Source organism: Pseudomonas sp. RC10-4-2, from assembly GCF_050433085.1.
In the GTDB taxonomy this organism is placed as follows: domain Bacteria; phylum Pseudomonadota; class Gammaproteobacteria; order Pseudomonadales; family Pseudomonadaceae; genus Pseudomonas; species Pseudomonas aeruginosa.
On sequence record NZ_JBNPXX010000001.1, the window covers coordinates 1,655,136 to 1,675,121 of the forward strand.

The following is a 19,986-nucleotide window of genomic DNA, read 5'->3' on the forward strand; positions in this document are numbered from 1 at the left end:
GTTTGACGCATGACATTGATTAAAGAGCTGATCGAGATCCCAGAAAAGGTTCAACGGGGTGATTTCGTTCTTAACCTGTCCAGTGGGTTGGCTGATGCAGCTATCAGCCAAACGCTTGAGCAGTATGTGGTGACGCCGCAGCTGCAGCGTTCGTTCGACGATGCCTTGAGCTTTATCAAGAGCACCGTGGTGGGCAACCAGAACCGTCAGAAGGGCGCGTACCTGCACGGCAGCTTCGGTAGCGGTAAGTCGCACTTTATGGCGGTGCTCCACCTGCTGTTGCAGGGCAACTCCCAAGCCCGGGCGATCAACGAGCTGGCGCCTGCTGTAGCCAAGCATGATGAGTGGCTGCAGCAAACCAATATCCTGCTGGTGCCTTACCACATGATCGGTGCAGCCAGTATTGAGGCTGGTGTGTTGGGTGGCTACGCGCGGCATATCAAGCAGCTGCACCCCGATGCACCGGTCCCCGGCTTCTACATGAGTGATCGGTTGTTCCGTGATGCTCGGCAACTGCGCAGCACTATGGGTGATGCGAATTTCTTCGCCACTCTGAACAACGGCGCAGCAGCGGCCGAGGATGATGGCTGGGGTGATCTGTCGACTGGTTGGGATGCAGCCAGCTTCGATGCAGTGCTGAATGACCAAGCTGGGGCTGACGATAAGGCTCGCCTGGTCGGTGATTTGATCGGCACCTTCTACAGCTCCATGGCGGATATGGCTAACAGCGAGTACGGCGGCTACGTCGATTTCGATGAAGGCCTGCGCATCATGACTGAGCATGCCAAAGCGCTCGGATACGACGCGATCATCCTGTTCCTCGATGAGCTGATCCTCTGGCTGGCTAGCCACCTCTCTGACCAGCGCTTTATCGCTAACAACATTCAGAAAGTGGTGAAGCTGGTTGAAGCCAGCGAGCAGCGTGCGCTGCCTATGGCCAGCTTTATCGCTCGCCAGCGTGATCTGCGTGAGTTCGTGGGGGATCAGTACAACGGTGCGGAACAGCAAGCGCTCAGCGACTCGCTCAAGTACTGGGATGGTCGTTTCCACACCATCACCCTGGAAGACCGTAACTTGCCAGTCATTGCTGAGCGTCGCTTGCTCAAGCCGATCAATGCGGCTGCCAAGGCGGAAATCGACAATGCTTTTGCGGCCATGGATGCTGGTTTGCGCAGTGAGGTGCAGGAAATCCTGCTGACCAACCAGGGTGACCGCGAAATGTTTCGCTCGCTGTATCCCTTCAGTCCTGCCCTGGTGCAGGCGCTGGTGGCGCTTTCTTCCGCTCTTCAGCGCGAGCGTACTGCGCTCAAGGTCATGCTGATGCTGTTGGTCGATCAGCGCGAAACCCTGGAGTTAGGTGGATGCATTCCGGTCGGTGACCTGTACGACGTGATTGCTTCTGAGGCTGAGCCGTTCTCAGAAGTGATGCGTATGCATTTCGACAATGCTCGCCATCTTTTCGAGCGCAAGCTGGTGCCGCTACTCGAGGAAGAACACAACCTCAAGCTGGATCAGCTGCTGGAGCTGCCTGCGAACGATCCAGGCCGTCGCGCCTTTACCAACGACATGCGCCTGATCAAAACCTTGTTGCTGTCGGCGCTGGTTCCGGAGGTGGAGTGCTTCAAGCAGCTCACGGCAAATAAGCTGGCTGCGCTGAACCACGGCACCATCAAATCACCGATCCCAGGGCGTGAAGCTCAGACGGTTTTGCAGAAGTGCCGCAAATGGGCGGGGCGAGTCGGTGAGATCAAGATCAGTGATGACTCCAACCCGGTTATCGCGATTCAGCTTTCAGGCGTGGATACCGAGAGCATTCTTGAGCAGGCGAAAATCCATGACAACGATGGCGCACGTCGCAAGCTGACCAAGGATTTGCTGTTCGAAGCCTTCGGTGTTCAGGATGACAATCAGCTGTTTATTGAGCATCCATTTGCCTGGCGCGGCACTCGTCGTACCGTAGAGGTGATGTTTCAGAACATCCGCGAGATTTCCGACTTCACCACCTTTGAGGCGCGTGGCGATGATTGGAAGGTGCTGGTCGACTTTCCGTTTGACCAGGGCAACCACTCTCCCGCGAGCGATAGGGCACGCATCCAGGAGTACGAAGCCACTGGTAATGCGACACAGACCCTTTGCTGGTTGCCGTATTTCTTCAGCCAGTCGGCCCAGCGCGAACTGGGAACCTTGGTGACTCTAGAACACGTACTGAAAAGCGATGATCGCTTCGCTTCCTTCAGTAAGCATCTGAGTCCTATTGAGAGGGGGCAGGCACGTACGCTTCTCGATAACCAGCGCAGCCAGTTGCGTCAGCGTATTCGTGACTATCTGATGGGCGCATTCGGTGCCGCGCAGCCACTGTCGGGTTCGCTGGATGATTCGGTGCAACTGGAAAGCCAGGTTTATTCGCTGGAGCCTGGATTTACTCCGCAGCTGCCGGTGGGCAGTAATCTGCGTGCTGCCTTCGAGCACCTGCTTAACCAGGCACTGAGCTTCCAGTATCCAGACCACCCTGAGTTTGATGGTGAGGTCAGGCTGGCAGACTTGGGTAAGGTGATGGAGCAGCTGCGTCGGGCTGTGCATGCCAGCAATGGCCGCATCGATATCGACACGCCGTTGCGCTCGATCATGCGTTCGATTGCACAGCCACTGAAGCTTGGCGAGATGCATGAGCGGCATTTCATCTTCAAGGATGATTGGCCGAAGCACATGACTCGTGAGCTGGCCAAGGATGAATACGCCGGAGATCCAGTGACGGTGAAGCGCCTACGTTCGGCGATTGATCAGCCGACACCCAAAGGGCTGCCGGACATTGTGCAGAACTTGCTGATCATGGTGTTTGCCGAGCATGGCCAATACGCCTTCTCGTTGCATGGTCAGGACTATGAGCCGACGCTCAAGGACATGCCGGATAACCTGTTACTGACCAAGCAGGATTTGGCTGAGCCAAACATCTGGAAGTTGGGTGTAGATAATGCTTCCGCCATCTTCGGCCTGACGCCCAATAAGCTGCGCACCGCCAACCATCAGAATGCACTGGAAAAAGATGTGCAGGATGAGGTTAAGCGCCAACTTGGGCATTGCGAGGAACTTGTTACTGAGCTCAGAGGTGCATTGAGCCGGGTTAATCAGGGGACGCAATGCAATCGTCTGCGCAATGCCGAGTATGCAGTGAGCCTGCTGCAGACCTTGCAGGGTAAGCAGGGTGCGGATCTGATCGCGGCGCTGGCAGATATTCAGCCGCCCACCAACGCGATGGCTCTCGCCAAGAGTATCGTCAGCGCTGCCAGCGTGACCCAGGCAATCCAGGACAATAACTGGCAACTGCTGGAAACTGTTTGGAAGTCAGGGGCAGCTGAGGCGTTGCAGATTAAGCAGCGTGTCAGTGCAGCGTTGACCGCGGATGAACTGGTGACGGCGCTGGCCCAAGCGCTTCGACAGGCTCAGGCAGATGCTACATCGCAGTTGACGCGCAACGTCGTTCCGCCGACCAGTCCGGATGTGCCGCCTGCCGATACCAGTGTCAACAAAGGTGCCGGTGGCAGAAAGGTGCTGGAGCAGGTTCAGCAGAGTGGTTTGACCAGCAAGCAGGCGCGCAACTTGTTCGCAGAGATTGAGAGCAAATTGCAGGACGGCTATGTGCTGGATGTGAGCTACAGCATTGTGCGCATGGATGGGGTAGAGGATTGAGGTGATGTCGATCATGCAGGCGAGCGCGACATTGCCGATGCCGGTGGTGACCCAACTGCAGGCAGTTTTTCAGCGTGACGCTGAGGCTGACTGTGTGGCATTAGTGTGGCCAAACCCTTTAGCGGCTTTAGCTGTAGAACAAGTTGTTGAAGGGCGAAAAGTCAGGGCCATTTACTGCGTCTCTGAGTTGGCGATGCGCGAGGCCTTGGTCAAGCATCAACAAGATCGAAAGGAGACCTCAGAGCGTCTTGTGCTGCTGTCGGGCTTTGCCGAGACGGATCTGGCTATGGACGTGCTGGCCAGAATTTGGCGTAACGAGCCTCAGCGGATAAGCCCTTGGAAGACCCTGCAGCAACTGATTCGTGTAAGGGATATTGATCCTCGCCTAACTCGCAAGCATGGCCGTTGGGTAGCTGAGGCGATGCTCAATGGTGTTGAACACTATCAGGGCAAAATCAGCTTCGGTGAGATTCTGGATGAGGAAACAGCCTGGCGTGCTATCGCTATGGCTCATCTTAACTACCAAGAAGCCGCGTTGGATCTGCAGTCGGTATTGAGTTGGAGTACCAAGGGTGATGTCAGTGCGCTGATTACGGCTCTGCCAGGCGATATTCGAGACAACCTTGGGGATTGGTTGGCCCGCGGCCTGCCCGACACTCATGAGGTGGTATCGACGCTGCTTCTGAATGATCAGGGGAGTGATCTGCTCGCCGTCGCCTTGGCGTGCTCCGTGCTGTTTTCCTCGGACATTGAACGTCTGCAAGCGCTTGATTTAACCCAGCTGCATATCAGTCGTGGGATTTTCCGTGAGCGCTTTTTGGGTGGGAAGAAGATCGAATTCCGAGTCCTGCAGCCGCTGGGCGAGGTCGCAGTTACTCTGGTCAGGCAGTGGATAGGTGCTCTAGGTTTCCCTAGCTATGCACGCTTCTTGTCGAAAGCAGAGCAGATTCTTGCGAGCTTAGATATGCAGGCTGCCGCCGAGCACTCGGCACTTTTGCCTTGTGGTTTGCACGCGCGCTTTAGTGCTTTTGCTTCAGCCCTGGATGTAGCTCTGGACGGCGGCGACTCCATGGCTGCGGAGTCGGCTTTGCAGCAGATAGAGGGGCATCGTCTGGCTGGCTTGGATCGCTACAGCGAGACTGTTGCTCGGGCCAATATGGCCATGCGCCTTCTACGTTGGCTCAAGCAGGCGCCTAGCCTGGACGGAACTGCAGTTAGCCTGATCGGCGATTACATCGAGCAGGGTGGTTTTTGTGATTGGGCACGAACCGAAATTTGGGCGGGAGATGCTGAGGAGTCTCTGAGTACGGTGTACCAGAAGCTCTCGCAGCACGTTGTGCGTTACAGGGAACGGCAAAACCAGGCTTTCGGGCAGCAACTGGCAAGCATCGCTCGCGGTGATCATCTGCCTGCTCGATTCGTTCCTGTCGAGCGCGCCCTGGATGATCTGGTTGCACCATTGGCCGAGCAGGGGCAAGTGCTTTTGCTTGTGCTGGATGGGATGAGCGAAGCCGTTTACCGGCAGTTAAGTGCAGACCTCACCCGTAATCATTGGTTGGAGCTACAGCCCGTTGGCGCGCAGGGCGATGCATGTCTGGTCGCAGCCTTGCCCACGGTGACTCAGGTCAGCCGTTGCTCGCTGCTATCGGGGGCTCTGTGTGAGGGCAATGCCAACGACGAGAAGAAGGCTTTCAGTAGCCACCCTCAGCTAAAAAAGCTGGCCTCCACCAAGTTTCCACCGCAAGTGTTCCATAAGCAGGATTTGTCCCAGTCTGGATCTGGCAGTTTGCATAGCAACGTTCGGGGGATAATTGCGGGTACAGAGCACCGAGTTCTGGCAGTGGTGATCAACGCCATCGATGATCAGCTGTCCAGTAGCTCGCAAGTTAAGGTCGACTGGTCCTTTGAAACCGTGGCCTTACTCCGGCATGTGATGGAGGCTGCTCGCGAGGCTGGCCGTGTGGTGATCATTACCAGTGATCACGGTCACGTGCTGGATCATGATTCGGTTTACCAGCAGTCAGCCGACGAAAACGGCGAGCGCTATCACCCGGTTGCTCCCAGCATCACACCCTCTGAGCTGGAAGTCCTGTTGTCGGGGGATCGTGTCGTGATGGCCAATAAACAGGTGATCCTCCCTTGGTCAGAGCGTCTGCGTTATACCAAAAGTAGGAGCCATGGCTACCACGGTGGTGGTTCGCTCCAGGAGGTTGTGATCCCGCTTGGGGTCTATATCAATGCCGCCACGCGGCAAAGGGTAGAGGGTTGGCGTGAGGTGCCTCGACGACTGCCAGCCTGGTGGTATTCGACAAAAGCCATTGAGGCAGAAATGCCGAGCGCGGTTGATGAGCCCACCGTATCAGTCGAAGCACCCACCAAGAAAGCAGCTGGCAAGAAGCAGGCTGTGGCTGAGGTTGTCGAGGACATGTTCGGCTTTGCATCGCCAGCGAAAGCCTTGAGCAAAAGCGCTCCGGTGGTCGCTACAAGCGATTGGGTTGCTGAGTTGCTCAGTTCGCCGGTCTATGGCCAAGTTCGCGATAGAGCAGGCCGCACAGCAATTAGCGATGAACAAATGCAGACGCTGCTGAGGCTGATGGAAAAGCATCGCTGGCAGGTGATGGAGGCGGTGCTTTGTTCCGAGTTGCTGATCCCGAAACTGCGGATTCGTGGGTTTCTCGCGGGAGCACAGAAACTGCTCAATGTGGATGGCTATCCGATCCTTTCAGTCGAGCGTGATTCCCAGACAGTGCGTTTGAACGTTGCAGATCTGAAGAAGCAGTTTGAAATTCAATAACTACAGGGTGTAGGCATGTCGATTAGCCAACAACGTCGTCAGGATATTCTGGACGCTCTGCGGCGTGGAACTGTGCCGCAGTATGGTTTAGATGCCTTAGCTGTTGGCTTGTTGCCCTTCGAGCGCGCCTTTGATGAAGAGCTGGAAAAGGTCAGTCGAGGCGGGGCGGTATTCAAGGCTATTCGTGGCGAGTACGGCAGCGGTAAAACCTTTGCGTCACGTTGGCTCCGTGAAAAAGCACACCGACTCGGCTTTGCCTGCGCCGAGGTACAAATTTCCGAGACTGAGACGCCGCTGCATCGCCTGGAGACGGTCTATCGGCGTTTGATGGAGCGTTTAACGACGCCAGATATGCCCTCGGGCGCTTTTCAGAATATCGTCGAAGCCTGGTTCTACACCCTTGAAGAGGATGTACTGGCCCAGCATGACATCGATCCGAACGACTCCGAAGCGTTGATCGATGCCACTGATTTACTGATGGAAAAGCGCTTGGGCGAAGTGGTGCGCTCAGCACCTGCATTTGCCCTAACTCTACGTGCCTACCGGAGAGCTCTCCTAGAAGGCCAGGAAGAGATCGCCAACGGGCTTTTGGCCTGGATGGCAGGTCAGCCGAACATTTCTGCTGCGGTTAAGCGCTATGCAATGATCAAGGGCGACATCGATCATTTCGGCGCGTTGAGCTTCCTGCAAGGTGTTTTAACCATACTCAAGGACTCAGGGCATCCTGGTCTGCTGCTGGTGCTCGACGAGGTTGAAACACTCCAGCGTATGCGCGGAGATGTTCGCGACAAGAGCCTGAACGCACTGCGTCAGTTGATGGATGAGGTGGACTCTGGGCGATTCCCTGGCCTTTATCTGGTTATCACAGGTACTCCAGCCTTCTACGATGGCCCTATGGGCGTACAGCGGCTGTCTCCTCTAGCTCAGCGTCTGGCAGTCGACTTCACCACTGATGCTCGGTTCGATAATCCTCGTGCCGTGCAAATTCGTCTCCGTGGTTTCAGCCAGGAGTCTCTGGAGGAGGTCGGTCGCAAGGTGCGTAACCTGTATGCCGATAACAGCGCTACGGCTGACCGCATTCTGCGACTGGCAGACGATGATTACATCGCTGAGCTGGCCAAGGCGGTGACCGGTAAGCTGGGCGGCAAAGTCGGGATTGCACCGCGGATCTTCCTGAAAAAACTGGTGGGTGAGGTCCTGGATCGTATTGACCAGTTCGAAGACTTCAATCCGCGACAGCACTACGCATTGACCATTTCAGATACCGAGCTGACATCGGTCGAGCGCGCTACCAGTGCGGCAAGCTCGGTAGATGATATCGAGCTCGATCTTTGAGCTGTCTGATTGGAGCTTTGCTGCATGAGTGAGTTCGACAAGCTCCACCCTGCCTTGCAGCACCACATCGTCAACTCTCTAGGTTGGAACGGTTTACGGCCTTTGCAAGAGGCCACTATCCAGCCCGTCCTCGATGGCGAGCACGCAATTTTGCTGGCTCCGACGGCCGGTGGAAAAACCGAAGCTGCAAGCTTTCCGGTGTTTTCACGCATGCTTAGTGAGAGCTGGGAAGGCCTTTCTGTTCTCTATATCTGCCCGATCAAGGCGCTGCTCAATAACCTTGAGCAGCGTTTGAGTTATTACGGACATCTCCTGGGGCGCAGCGTCGCCCTATGGCATGGCGATATCAGTGCCGCGCGTAAGGCCAAGATTGTGGCCTCGCCACCGGACATTCTGCTGACAACACCTGAGTCGTTGGAGGTCATGCTTGTCTCCAACAAGGTTGATCATCAGCAGCTTTTTGCCAACGTACGGACAGTGATTATTGATGAGGTTCATGCCTTTGCCGGTGATGACCGTGGCTGGCACTTGCTGTCTGTCCTGGAGCGAATCAGCGTTCTAGCAGACCGAGAGATCCAGCGCTTAGGGCTCTCAGCAACCGTAGGTAATCCTGACACGCTCTGCGATTGGCTTGCCGGTAGCTGTAATGCCCGAAGGAGCGTGATTAACCCTCCTGCTGAGAACAATGTGATTCCTGACGTCCAAGTCGATTGGGTCGGGTCGCTGAAAAACGCAGCAGTTGTGATTTCACGATTGCACAAAGGCGAGAAGCGCCTCGTCTTCGTGGATAGCCGATCCAAGGTTGAGGAGCTCGCTGTTGAGTTACGGTGCCTTGGTGTTGCCACCTACATCTCCCACAGTTCCTTAAGCCTGGAGGAGCGGAGAGCTGCTGAAGAAGCGTTCTCCCAGGGTAATGACTGCGTCATCGTTTCTACTTCGACGTTGGAGTTGGGTATCGATGTGGGCGACCTCGATCGGGTGATCCAGATCGATGCCCCGTACACGGTTGCTTCTTTCCTGCAGCGCATTGGTCGCACTGGCCGACGCTTGGGCAGCTCTCGAAACTGTCTGTTTCTAGCTACCAAGGAAGATGCGTTTCTTCGTGCTTTGGCGTTGTTACAGCTGTGGCGGAAAGGGTATGTCGAACCTATCGAACCGCCCGCTAGGCCAATGCATATCTATGCCCAGCAAACGATGGCGTTGGCGCTTCAGCAAAAAGGCATCATCGCTGCCGACGTCGATCAGTGGGTTGGGCGAATGCCCGGTTTTGCTGGAGTCACGCCCGATGACCGGGCTGGCGTTATCAGCTATATGCTTGGGGCCGGGATATTGCACTCTGATGAGGGACTCATCGGGATTGGCACGGCCGGAGAGAGGGCGTTTGGTGAGAAGAACTTCATGGAGCTCTTTTCAGTGTTCACGACGCCCCCCATGGTCAAGGTTTTTTGGGGTAAGCAGGAGTTGGGTGAGGTTCATCAACTGACCTTCGCTGTCCGTGATAACGGCCCGGCGCTGCTTACTCTTGGTGGACGCAGTTGGCAAACGACCTATATCGACTGGCCGCGGAAAAAGGCCTTTGTTGAGCCATCCGAGGTGCGTGGTAAGTCGCAATGGGTTAGTGATGCGCAGCCGCTGAGATACGAGCTTTGTCGTGCGATAGCTGATGCGCTGGTTTCTGATCTCGTGCCTGAGGGGCTTTCATCAAGGGCTCAAGGGCTGCTTGCCGATCTCCGTGATCAGTACGGATGGATGGAATCGGGTAAAAGCACTCTGATCTTTGATGCCGATGGCAATGCCACTTGGTGGAACTTTGCAGGGAAATTGCTGAATTCGGCCATGAAGGATCTGCTGACTGATGAGGCGGATAAGCTCATCGCGGACAATGAGTGCATGACTTTTCGGCACGTCTATTCAGACGAGGCGTTGGTAAGCGCTATTCAAGAGATTCTTGGAGGTGACGCGCATAATTTGGCGGTTCTGCTGGATGAAGCCTTTGTACAAGAGCTGAAATTTGCTGAGTGCTTAAGTCAGAAGGAAATTGATCGTGAGTTAGGGGAGCGGTACTCCGTTGATAGTGATTTCAAGCAGTTCAGCCGAGTTTCGCTCGCCGTTCTGTGGGTGAAGGAAGAAGCCTGATATGAAAATAATCCGTCTCAGCGGAGTCATCGAGACGACCGGCCTTGCTCGATCAACAATCTATAAGCTCATCAGTGAGGGCGGGTTTCCGAGGCCCGTCCCATTGGTAGGCCGCTGTGTTGGTTGGCTTGAGAGCGAGGTCCAGGAGTGGATTAAGAGCAGGATTGCAGCACGAGATCTTAGGGCTTCTGATACTGGCACAGCCTGATCAAGACAGCATGGGGTGGTGGAAACGATAGGTTCTGCCGCGTTCGTTCAGTGTGCTCAGACGGTTTAGTGCTTCTGTATCACTTAGGCCCAATCGCCTAAGCGTGGCATACAGCAAGTAGAACTCAGTTTCGAGGTCGCTCGCGAAGATCCCAGGATCGTCTGAACCGAGACACACCATAATCTCTGGGTCTCCGTCCTCAACGTGGCCTGGAACCCTCATCCAGCGGAGCGAATGGTGCTCGCCGACATGGTGGTACTGACTGATTCTGACATTGCTGGACGGCAGCGTCTCGATGAGGACGCCTCGATCAGCAACCTGTCGCATGAGAGCTTGCTGCAGTCGGAGGTAGCTCGGGGCATCCATGAATTCAGCCTCCTTGGCGATCAGTTCGTCTGCACGTGCTTGCACGCCCGCATCGCTCAACCATTCCCAGAGTAGTCCGACGGATTGAGGCTGGCTCAGACGCATTGAGCGGACCAGCGTTGTTTCCTCACGCCACAGATCACTCAAGGACTCCTGGTGCGGGTCTACCTCGCCGGTCTGGTAGTGCATCAAGTCACGTCGACTAAGTCCGCGAAGCACCATTGCGTCCTCCACCTCGCGAGCCGCCAGCGAGCGCCCAAAGATCTGGCCGGCGATTACCTCAAGTTCGCGCTGCAGTCGGTGCGCACAGGTCTGCATCTCTGGCACGTCCCGCAGGAGTTGCCATGCGGCCAGTAAGCCCGTCATCCATTCGCCACGGGACAGCGTGAGCATGCCCGGCATGCGATCAAGCCACAGGCTTGGCCGGATCCCCATTGCTGTGCCGTGCCCAATTCGGTCGCCGTCGCGCAGATCCAGCAGGGTTAATGCCTCCCAAATGGTGGCGATTCCTGTGAGCAGATGACGGAAGTCTTCACCCGCATGGTAGGTGCGCCGGGTAAGTCCGGCTCGACGGCAGACTCGGAAAGCAGGGGCAAACACATCCGGTGGGGCATGTAGCTCGTTCGCGGCGGCATCGATGCCTCGCACCCAGGTTTTGAGCGGAGGCCAGCGCTCGAGTACAGAAAGCAGCACTCCCGTCGTCCGTCTCAGTTGGAGGTCGAGCGGGTAATGTCGGAAAGGACCAGCCTTGCTCCTCTGCACGGGAGGCCAGGGTTGCTTGATGAAATGCGCGACAAGTGTCAGGCGGTGGATGCTCCGGTGTCGACTAGGTGACTGCTCGAAGTACCGATCGAGCTGGGCCAGCAAGGCTGAGAGGGAGCGTGGAGGCATGCCGAGCGAGTGCCCGGTGTCGGTAGCGTCGCGCAGGTATTCAAGGTAGCCGCCTAGGATGGCTTGGAAGAGCCGGCAGGCCTTCAGTGGACTGTCCTTGGGTGCGAAGCGACCTTCCAGATATCCGATCGTGCTAGTCCCCGATCGAGCCCCATGCATTGCGTGGAACCGATTTCGATAGTCTCGTTCCGCCGGCTCACGTAGTTCCGTCAGGGTCAGCTTCTGGAATTGGTCGAAGCCATACTGCGCCTCGCTCTGGACGAGCAATCGATAGTGTTCGTTCGACAGGAGTAGATAGGCGTGGAACATACGGGCTAACTGCACGCTCGGATATTTGCGAAGCCTTGCGATAAGGCCAGCCATCCAGATGAGTTCACCCTCGACATCAGGCTCGCATCGCCATGACGGGGTCTGCCCTCGTAGTCCGACGGACCACTCATCGTTACCTGCACTGGACAAGGCCTGACAGGACACTGGGAGGAGCGCATTCGGCTCAATCCGGTCTTCAGCGGCTCCGACGAGCCAAGCGCGAAGGCGGCTAGCCGTCAGTAGGTGCTGAAAGAGAACCTGCGGCGTTAACTCGGGATTCGCCTGACCAACTAACTCACGGAGATGGCTGGCGTGCTTGCCTCGGGTCCACGCGGCGATGAACTCCCGGGTTTCTGTGTATGGGTTGCGGATAGCACGCAGCCAGCAGATCTCTGCGGGAGTGCTGCCGTTCAGGTGCAGGTGCGTTTCGTGCAGGCCTTCACGTTCCACATAGTCTTGGATAAGGGCCTCATCGGGTCGAAGGAGTGGTAGGACCTGACTCCGCCACAAGGTTGCATTACGACCGAACGAGACGAGACGCATACTTGACGAGTTGGTAGGGGAGTACTGCCCGACACTGAACGACACGTCAGCAGCTGCCTGAATCGGGATGGCTGAGAGCCGGCTAGCTAGGCCCTGCTGCCAAGCCCCTTGAAAATCCCGACGAACGCACACCTTGTCATGGCGCAGTTCCAGAAATTCGTCGACCAGTGCCTGTAACGATGTGATCAGCACGTCTTGGCCTGATATCTGCTGTGAAACCAGGAATCGCCAAGCTGAGTCGAATATATGGTCTGGAACGCGCGCCGCCCACGGCTGGTAAGCGAGATAAGTCGGCTCTCGGAGCTCGCGCCATTCCAGCGAGTGCGTAAAGGGCTTTTCCCAAGAGAGACGCAGGACGCGATGATCCGACAGCAGTAGGGTCGAGATAAGCGCGCCGATGGATGCCGCCTGGGCGCTCATTCGTCGTTGGCCTCATCTGCAGAACTTGACGTCGCTGCGGGCTTGGAGGCTGTGGACGGTGATCTAGTCCTAGACTGTCCTGCTACGGAGACTTTTCTCAGCAGTTCGGTGAGCTCCTTGGGACGCAGCATCTCCTCAATCGAGGCCGTCTCCGTACTATCGGGGAATAAGGATCTCAGTGCATGTGCGTAGCCCAACTGTGCGTCGAGAAGTCCCAATAGTAGAGGGCACGTCGCCATGATTGATGTCATCGGGAACTCGTTCCGTCGAAGTTGCACGGATTTGAGTTTGTCGACAAACCAGCTGGCCGAGGTTCGAGGGTTGTTCCTGTCTATGCGAAATTCGGGGAGAGACGTGCTGGGAGAACCCGAGAGGTGATGTTCAGCCTCCTCGACTAGGAAAGCATTGATTACGCAGAGGGCGAAGATCTCCATTACCTCGCCGAAGTCTGCGCGAGGTCTCAGTGCTTCGGAAGCGCTCTGTATGCTGAAGAAAAGCCTTGTCCAAACTTTCCCCAGGAAGATTGCAGAAGGCAACGTCACATCGGCCAACTGCAATGCACTCTGGCGCCACGAGTCGATGCTTTCCCACAGCTTCTCTTGCTTAGAAAACTCACTTCCTAGCTTTGCGGATTTTGGCGCTTCCGTTTCTTCCAGATCCGCCGTGCTTGTTTGCGACCAAGTCGGAGCCGAAACGGTTAATGATGGATACGCGCGGTCGAAGATTGTTCGTGCGTCTTGAACAACCTTGGAGTCCGCTGAGAGCAGCTTCTCGATGAGGCCGACAAGCGTAAAGATGGATCCGTATGTGCGCATGCCGGCACCGCTAGCGACGTCAACTATGCTCAGCGCAAAAACAGGCAGTTGCTGGATTGAATCGCTTTCGACGGCGAGTCGGATCGCTGTTCGAGCTGTGTGCTCTGACTTGCGCCCCTTCCGACTCAAACCGACAACACCTGGAAGTATGACACGGGCTTTGGGGCTGATGCTGTAGGGCTGCGCGATGACTGCGGTGGCGCGCCGAGCCCAGTCGAGACTGTCTTCTCTCCGGCCGATGCCCATGTATGACTTGAATTGATGGATGCGATCTACCGCGGAAGCTGCCGGACCTGGCTGGTCGCGGGCCAGCGAGTAGAGTGAGACACTACCGGGGCCCCGCAGCATATACCTAAGTGCTGTGCCCGGCCGCTTCGCACAAAAATTAGGAACTTCCGCCGCCAGAGCTGCAAAGCTCGCTTTCATGTCAGACTCTGCTGACATCGGTCGAAGATACAACGCGGTGTCGATGTCGCCGTCCAGCAGCGACAACTCGAACACGGCCTGCGTCAAGGCCGGCAACTCCTGCGCGGCGATGGCGTCGGTGTCGACCGAGAACTTGTAGAGACTGGTCAGCGCCAAGGCTTGCAAGGAGCGGCTGAGGGCGGTCGTCAGCTCAGCTGACCAAGGTGCAGGTTCTATGGCGGATGGCGATGAGATACCCAGGTGCGGCATACAGTTGGCCATGACCTGAAACACTGAGCGCAAGGGCTGCTTGAGCAGGAACTCGACATAGACGGTAACGTCGGGACCAGTCTTGACGCGCAATCCGCGCCTTACAATCGCATGGATGACATCTGCGACCGGACTCGATTCCGTGCCTAGAGCCGGATGCGTTACTCGGCAATTCGCTCCAAGCATGACGTTCCACAGCGGCTGCAGTTGCATGCGCCGGCGGATCGGGAAGAGCTTGAGCAGATACTGTTCTTCCAAGTGATCGATCATGCGCAAATACTGGGCCGATCGATCTCCCTGCGTCGAACGTCGCTGGAGCTCTAGTGCAGCCTCGCGCTTACCTGCGACCGTCTCCGCGAAGTGCTGACGTACGAGCAGTGAATAAAGCTCTAAGTCGCCCGTCAACAGCACCATTAAGATAGGTGCATCTAAGTATTTCCGGATGCATTCCAACAGGGGCACGGCATGCGAGGAATCAGTGTCAGCATCATCGAACGCCAGCATGAGTGCATTCACCCCGAGGATGCGGCAGGCAGTGTCGAATAGGCGATGCAGCTTCGTCCGCAGGCTCGTGCTATCGCTGGCACGTTCCAGGCCCCAATCGAGAAACAGATCCGGGTCTAGGTCATCGAGCGGGTGGTAGCCCTTGGCGAACAAGCTAAGACCACCAGCGACGCCCCTGAACGTAAGGCGCCATTCCTCGCGAAGCCGATCATCTTCTGGCCGACGCCGCTCCTTGAGGACGTCTTCAACCCGTTTACGAAGGTGTTGCAGGATGACAAGCAGGATGATCTCACTGCGCTCAATGCGACTCGGGTCAATCAGTGCGATGAAGGCCATCTGGCCTTTCAAGTCGGACTCAGCCTCAAGGGCGATCTTCGCCGAACTTAGAAACGTCGATTTACCTGCGCCTCGGGTTCCGTCCAAAAACTGGGTCCAGCCGCTACCCGCCGGGTAGTCGTCTTGGAAGGCACCCAGAGTGCTGAGGTGTTTTATGATTTGGTCACGAAGATGCTCGTAGCGCTGGCGCTGGACGAGTTGGTCGGCGGGGAGCGGTTTGGCGCTCTCTCCTTCGTCAAGTCGAATTGTTATTTCTGGGTGTACCGCCATATCGGTCGTTGGCTTTTCCAATTGCTATCTCCCTTTGATGCCTGTCCCTATCGAATGGCATTGGCTGCTGGGCTACCTGTCGAAACGTCTACCACTAGCAGTTAGTTATCTGTGTGGTCAGTTTGATGCAGTCTACCACCGCGTTGGGTGCATCTATGGGTGATGCGGAGTGAGGGGCTACTTGGCCTTTGCGACCATTAGTTCAGACCAGCAAGTGGTGTAAGCGGGCGAGAGCAATTCTCTTTGCATAGCCCACTCGACTGGCTTAGCTATGCGACCTGGTTGCAGTGTTCCACGCCCCCAGCGATTGTTGATCGCGTCCAGGGTGCTCATCAGTCGCTCGGTTTTCACGGGCTGCTCAGGGGCGAACAGATCCGGCGTGTACTCATTCTTGCGACACAGATCCAACAGCATCACCTGAGCCTTAGCGTAGCTGAAGCCCTCTCTATACACCTGCTGCAATCCAGCCTGAACAGCCTTGATGATCAATCGGCTGTCGTCGGTTGGGTAGGGCAGTTGGCAGAGGTCGACAAGGCAGCAGGTAAGCGTTAGCTAGCAGAGCAAAAAAAAAGAGGTGTGAGCCATTGCAGACAGTCTTTCGACTACCCACGCTGGCTCACCGTTCAAGGGTTCATTCTTACTTTCTGCTTCCGGTAGATCCAGCACGCTAACACCACGGCAATCAGCAATGGTGGAAAGCGCACCATCAGAATCACCAGCAGCAATATCGCCAGACAACCGGCCAAGATCCCGGCAAACATGGATGCCGAGGCAACAGTTCGTAACAGCAGTTTCATTGGCAGTTCCTTACAGGTAGCCGCGCTCAGCCAACGACACACAATCCTCCTGTCCTACCACGACGTGATCGAGCGTTCTGACTCCGACCAGATTCAGTGCGTCCTGCAGTTTCGTGGTGAGATTGCGATCCGCCTGGCTGGGCTCGGGATCACCTGAGGGGTGGTTGTGCACCAGGATGATTGCGGCTGCGTTGTGTTCCAAGGCGATCTTCACGATTTCCCGTGGGTAGACGCTGGCTCCGTCCAGGGTTCCGCGAAACACTTCCTCGAACGCAATCACCCGGTGTCGGCTGTCGAGCATGAGCAGTGCAAAAACCTCGTGCTCATAATCAGCCAGCAGCGTCTGCAGGTGACTGAACACCTCCTTGGGAGACGTCAGGGCACGTCCCTTGCGCAGACGAAGGCTGGCCAGTTGCTTGGCCATCAGCAGGATGTCGTTTTCCGTCACCGGGGACTCGACCAGGTAGGTGCCGGTCGTTTCACTGGCTTTCAGCTTGTGCAGGCGCATGGCGGCCTCCTTGGTTTTGGTCTGTGGATAGGGTTTGACGAGCAGCCTGTGCATCGAGCTTTTCAGTCAGGCTCGGTTTGGTGGGATTGACTGGAAAGGTCGTTGCTGCAGCAGGTGCTTGACCCTCGGGGTAGAACTCTTCAACGATGGCGCTGACATCCTCCTCGCTGTCTTCAAAGGCTCCGTTGCCGAAACCGCGTCGCGCAGCGTCATCCAAAGCAGCTTGATCGAATCCTGCAGCCTGGCGCCGTGAATCGAGTTCACTGGCTGTTACCAGCGCCTCAGCCATGTCCATGCCGCCTCGTACCGTCAGGTCGGCGTAGAAGATCGGCGTGCCATGGCTCTGGCGTGTCGACTTGCCACGCAGGCGCAGCTCCAGCGGGAGACAAGCCAGGCGGTTACCCGAGATGGCCTGGAAGTAATGCAGGCGAGCCGCCAGGGTGCGGATGCTATTGAAGCCAGTGGTGCGAAACACAAAGCTGCCCAGCGGATCCTCATCACCAATGACCACATTCAGTCGGCCATAGGGCTTGCAGGCACCGCCTTTCGCCAGCGGGCAGGCATCCGGTGAAGGGCAGGGCAGCGACTGCATGCCGTCTTGGGTAACTCGCTTACAGGTCTCGCCATTGCCGACGCAAACCTGACGTCCGGACTGCCGGTCGAACAGTGTGTAGTCGGCTCGGAGATTCAGCTCCGGCTCGTTGAACAGTAGGCGTACCGGGATGCTGCGCAGCTTGTCGTCCTTGCCCTGACGCAGCTCGTCATTGAGCGGGTGCAGCAGCCAGCCGTCCTTACCCTGCACCTGGGACGTGATGGTGAATTGGTCATCCTTCTCTGGTAGTCGCTTGCCGTTTTTCTCGATGACCTTACCAATGGAAATCCGCCCGAGTACCGGCGGAGTGATAGCCAGACCTTTGAGCATGGTGATTCTCCTGGAAATGAAAAATGGCCAGCCACGCAGCGCAAACTGCATGGACTGGCCAAGGGAAGGGATAGAAGTGTTGGGTTTCAGCCGACCAGGAATCGCCGCGCACCTGATTTCAGCAACGGATACTTGTCCTGCAGGTAGGGCTTGTCCTTGAGCAACTGAGCTACATCGAGGCCGATGCTGTCCTTGGCCTTGCGCCAACTGACGTAACCGTTAGAAAACTCCGCCCGACTTGCATCGCCCATGGATTGCTGCAGCATCTGCTTGAGTTCGGCCTCGCGCTTCTCCTTGTCGGCAATCGACTGACGCACGGCTTTCAGCTCGATGTATGCAGCAGAGAGCCGAGCATGCTGGCTGAAGTCGACGACCTGGCCGTTGTCCTCCGGATAGAGGCAGCGCAGGGCTGATTCAGCGGAAGCGGTGCCATCAGCCGGTGGTGGCGTGTCGGTTTCCACGGAGTGCCAGAACTTACGCTCCAGATCGATCAGGCGAGCGATCATCTGCTCGTCTCGTTCGATGCGATGTATCTCCAGCGTCTGGCCACCCAGCAGTACCGCCACATCCGCCGCTTGCTTGCCGGTGACGGCGAGCTGGTGCATTACCTGAAGCTGTACATACTCAGGCACGCCCTCTTTCCAGAGGCGTGCCCCGTTTATGCCGGCTGTCTTGCACTCCAGGATCTGCACATCGTCGGCCCCGATCACCTCGCGGTCGATGTTGGCCAGCATCCACGACAGCTCCGGATCCGGGTGCTGCAGCACAGCGTTGATGCGCCGTACCTTGTTCTTCGTGCGCTTGCTGTAATGCCAGGCCACGATGGGTTCCAGCACGTTGCCCCAGTACATTGGGCTTTCCTCATCGTTCGGATCAGCCTTGGGCAGGCCGGCATTGCGGCCTGTCTTCTCCATCCAGAGCTCTAGCTGTGACTTGTAGGGATTCAGTCCAACTGCTGCAGCTGCATCCGAGCTGCCGATACCTTGCTTGCGGATCTGCAGCCAGTCTTCGCGAGGCAATTCCTTGGTGCTGATCAGGCGTAAAGCGGGGCGCGGTTTGCTGGGGCTGCGATTCAATGAGGTGGCTTTCATTATGCTTCTCCTGCAGACATAAAAACGCCCAGCCAGCGCGAAGCTGACCGGGCGATACGGTTGAGGTGGGGTAACGGGTTAGGCGGCGAGTTGCAGCGCTGCATCCAGGGCGCGTTGCTTGATCTGCGCGCCTTGGCCGAACCAGGCAGAATCCAGCCGGTATTCGGTGCTGCGTGCACGCCGCTCGTGATCTACGTATTCGGTCACGGCATTAAGCAAACCCCAGGCGGTGCCTTTGGCCGATTCCAGCTGACTGCCCCGGCCACGGCCTTCGTACAGCTCCTGAACCTTGCGTAGGGCGCGCTCGTTGGGTAGCTGTTCAGGAAGCTGGCCGGTCGGACTGACCTCGCACATGACGTTCATAAAGAAGCCCATTGCTTCATGCCACTGCACCTTGCGTTCAGCCAGATGGCGCATGCGATACATGAAGTCGTCCCATTGCAAGACTGCTATACCGAGCTGCTTCTTCACCAGATTCGGATCGAAGTGAGTGTTGTGCGGCACCTTGATCGCTCGGCTGGTGCCGTCCAGAGCGATGGTCAGGGTGTTGTTGCATACGACACGCACCGTGGTCGGCGTTGCGGTGGTGGCCAAGGTGCCGTCGCACGACGTAGCCAACAGTAGGTAGCCGTTGACCTGGTCGTTACCCTTGATCGCCGTGCCTTGCCCGGTGCGTGCGAGCGCCCAGAACTTGCGACCACCCTTGAGCACGCCAGCGGTTTCCAGCACGTAGCCAGAGACCTCGGTGAGATCCCGGTAGAACTCCAGTACCTCGCGTGGCTGCACGGTGTGATAACGCTTGGAGACCACCGAAAGCGGGGCTTTGGTGTCCGAGCGGAACAGCACCTTCTGCTCAGGGAAGGAATGAATGGTGCCCAGATGACCGATGGAATCCGACTTGAAATGAACGGGGCTTTCCAGGATCTGCCAGTCCATACCGGCTTCACGTTGCCAGACCTCGATAGGTTGTTTTTGCGGAAGGTTGTTGCCCAGTCCATGCCACGGGGTAGCACCGACATAGGCCATTTGTTCTATGAGATGAGCCATGATATTTCCTTACTAAGCAAACATATGTAATAGCGTCCAATCACCAAGGCTAAGCAGAATCAATACTCTGTTTGCGAAAAAGCAATACCGCAGTGATGACACTCATAGTTGTCGAGTACATGTGAGTCGAACTCCTCACCCATCTTCGCCCCGGCTAGTCCTCCGGCAGTCCCGCTGTAGTGGTCTACTGATCCCGGACACCGATTTAGGCGAAAATCCTTGCCGTGAGAGAGGTGCCTGATGAGCAAGCAACGACGTACGTTTTCCGCCGAGTTCAAACGAGAGGCCGCGGCCCTGGTGTTGGACCAAGGCTACAGCCATATCGACGCCTG

The 19,986-nt window shown here is 56.8% G+C and carries 14 protein-coding genes; 6 read left to right on the top strand and 8 right to left on the bottom strand.

Annotation, left to right across the window (positions count from 1 at the left end):
- Positions 1–9 precede the first annotated feature (9 nt).
- The 5 genes from FHW81_RS07925 to FHW81_RS07945 are packed head-to-tail and all read left to right on the top strand — an operon-like array spanning position 10 to position 10,160.
- Positions 10–3,687: a phage resistance protein gene (locus tag FHW81_RS07925; protein WP_070870403.1), complete on the top strand. Its 3,678-nt coding sequence runs from the start codon at positions 10–12 to the stop codon at positions 3,685–3,687.
- A gap of 4 nt (positions 3,688–3,691) precedes the next feature.
- The gene (pglZ, locus tag FHW81_RS07930; RefSeq protein WP_070870405.1) at positions 3,692–6,481 is read left to right on the top strand and encodes a BREX-2 system phosphatase PglZ; all 2,790 of its coding nucleotides are present in this window, start codon (positions 3,692–3,694) and stop codon (positions 6,479–6,481) included.
- A gap of 15 nt (positions 6,482–6,496) precedes the next feature.
- Positions 6,497–7,816, top strand: a complete 1,320-nt coding sequence (brxD, locus tag FHW81_RS07935; protein ID WP_025242137.1) for a BREX system ATP-binding protein BrxD — start codon at positions 6,497–6,499, stop codon at positions 7,814–7,816.
- A gap of 24 nt (positions 7,817–7,840) precedes the next feature.
- Complete coding sequence (locus tag FHW81_RS07940; protein WP_070870408.1) at positions 7,841–9,952, top strand: DEAD/DEAH box helicase; 2,112 nt, start codon at positions 7,841–7,843, stop codon at positions 9,950–9,952.
- A gap of 1 nt (position 9,953) precedes the next feature.
- Complete coding sequence (locus FHW81_RS07945; protein WP_083328551.1) at positions 9,954–10,160, top strand: helix-turn-helix transcriptional regulator; 207 nt, start codon at positions 9,954–9,956, stop codon at positions 10,158–10,160.
- Here the strand turns inward: FHW81_RS07945 and FHW81_RS07950 are convergent, their stop codons facing one another.
- From FHW81_RS07950 to FHW81_RS07985, 8 genes are all read right to left on the bottom strand, one after another.
- Positions 10,161–12,689: a hypothetical protein gene (locus tag FHW81_RS07950; protein WP_070870410.1), complete on the bottom strand. Its 2,529-nt coding sequence runs from the start codon at positions 12,687–12,689 to the stop codon at positions 10,161–10,163.
- Positions 12,686–15,310, bottom strand: coding sequence for a hypothetical protein (locus tag FHW81_RS07955; RefSeq protein ID WP_170954639.1), 2,625 nt, complete (start codon positions 15,308–15,310; stop codon positions 12,686–12,688). Before FHW81_RS07955 ends, FHW81_RS07950 begins: the two co-directional genes overlap by 4 nt.
- Positions 15,311–15,466: 156 nt before the next feature.
- Positions 15,467–15,805 carry a DUF4113 domain-containing protein gene (locus FHW81_RS07960; protein ID WP_325068435.1) on the bottom strand — a complete coding sequence of 113 codons (339 nt, stop codon included), beginning with the start codon at positions 15,803–15,805 and terminating at the stop codon, positions 15,467–15,469.
- Between the two features lie 107 nt (positions 15,806–15,912).
- Positions 15,913–16,086, bottom strand: a complete 174-nt coding sequence (locus FHW81_RS07965; RefSeq protein ID WP_168173441.1) for a hypothetical protein — start codon at positions 16,084–16,086, stop codon at positions 15,913–15,915.
- A gap of 10 nt (positions 16,087–16,096) precedes the next feature.
- On the bottom strand, positions 16,097–16,594 hold the full coding sequence (radC, locus tag FHW81_RS07970; RefSeq protein WP_070870417.1) for a RadC family protein: 498 nt from the start codon (positions 16,592–16,594) through the stop codon (positions 16,097–16,099).
- A complete protein-coding gene (locus tag FHW81_RS07975; protein WP_070870419.1) occupies positions 16,566–17,516 on the bottom strand; it encodes a hydrolase or metal-binding protein in 951 nt (316 codons plus the stop codon). The genes radC and FHW81_RS07975 overlap by 29 nt, the downstream gene beginning before the upstream one ends.
- Before the next feature lie 86 nt (positions 17,517–17,602).
- Positions 17,603–18,607, bottom strand: coding sequence for a YqaJ viral recombinase family protein (locus tag FHW81_RS07980; RefSeq protein WP_070870421.1), 1,005 nt, complete (start codon positions 18,605–18,607; stop codon positions 17,603–17,605).
- Between the two features lie 78 nt (positions 18,608–18,685).
- On the bottom strand, positions 18,686–19,654 hold the full coding sequence (locus FHW81_RS07985) for a DUF932 domain-containing protein (RefSeq protein ID WP_070870423.1): 969 nt from the start codon (positions 19,652–19,654) through the stop codon (positions 18,686–18,688).
- 240 nt (positions 19,655–19,894) lie between these two features.
- Between FHW81_RS07985 and FHW81_RS07990 the strand changes: the two genes are divergently transcribed.
- On the top strand, positions 19,895–19,986 hold a 92-nt coding region (locus tag FHW81_RS07990), incomplete at its 3' end, for a transposase (protein ID WP_034056916.1).

Bases quoted from the DNA above. Each gene is read 5' to 3' on its own strand.
- FHW81_RS07975 (WP_070870419.1), bottom strand. From the start codon at position 17,516: ATGCTCAAAGGTCTGGCTATCACTCCGCCGGTACTCGGGCGGATTTCC.
- FHW81_RS07985 (WP_070870423.1), bottom strand. From the start codon at position 19,654: ATGGCTCATCTCATAGAACAAATGGCCTATGTCGGTGCTACCCCGTGG.
- brxD (WP_025242137.1), top strand. From the start codon at position 6,497: ATGTCGATTAGCCAACAACGTCGTCAGGATATTCTGGACGCTCTGCGG.
- radC (WP_070870417.1), bottom strand. From the start codon at position 16,594: ATGCGCCTGCACAAGCTGAAAGCCAGTGAAACGACCGGCACCTACCTG.
- FHW81_RS07945 (WP_083328551.1), top strand. From the start codon at position 9,954: ATGAAAATAATCCGTCTCAGCGGAGTCATCGAGACGACCGGCCTTGCT.
- pglZ (WP_070870405.1), top strand. From the start codon at position 3,692: ATGTCGATCATGCAGGCGAGCGCGACATTGCCGATGCCGGTGGTGACC.
- FHW81_RS07950 (WP_070870410.1), bottom strand. From the start codon at position 12,689: ATGAGCGCCCAGGCGGCATCCATCGGCGCGCTTATCTCGACCCTACTG.
- FHW81_RS07980 (WP_070870421.1), bottom strand. From the start codon at position 18,607: ATGAAAGCCACCTCATTGAATCGCAGCCCCAGCAAACCGCGCCCCGCT.
- FHW81_RS07965 (WP_168173441.1), bottom strand. From the start codon at position 16,086: ATGAAACTGCTGTTACGAACTGTTGCCTCGGCATCCATGTTTGCCGGG.
- FHW81_RS07940 (WP_070870408.1), top strand. From the start codon at position 7,841: ATGAGTGAGTTCGACAAGCTCCACCCTGCCTTGCAGCACCACATCGTC.
- FHW81_RS07925 (WP_070870403.1), top strand. From the start codon at position 10: ATGACATTGATTAAAGAGCTGATCGAGATCCCAGAAAAGGTTCAACGG.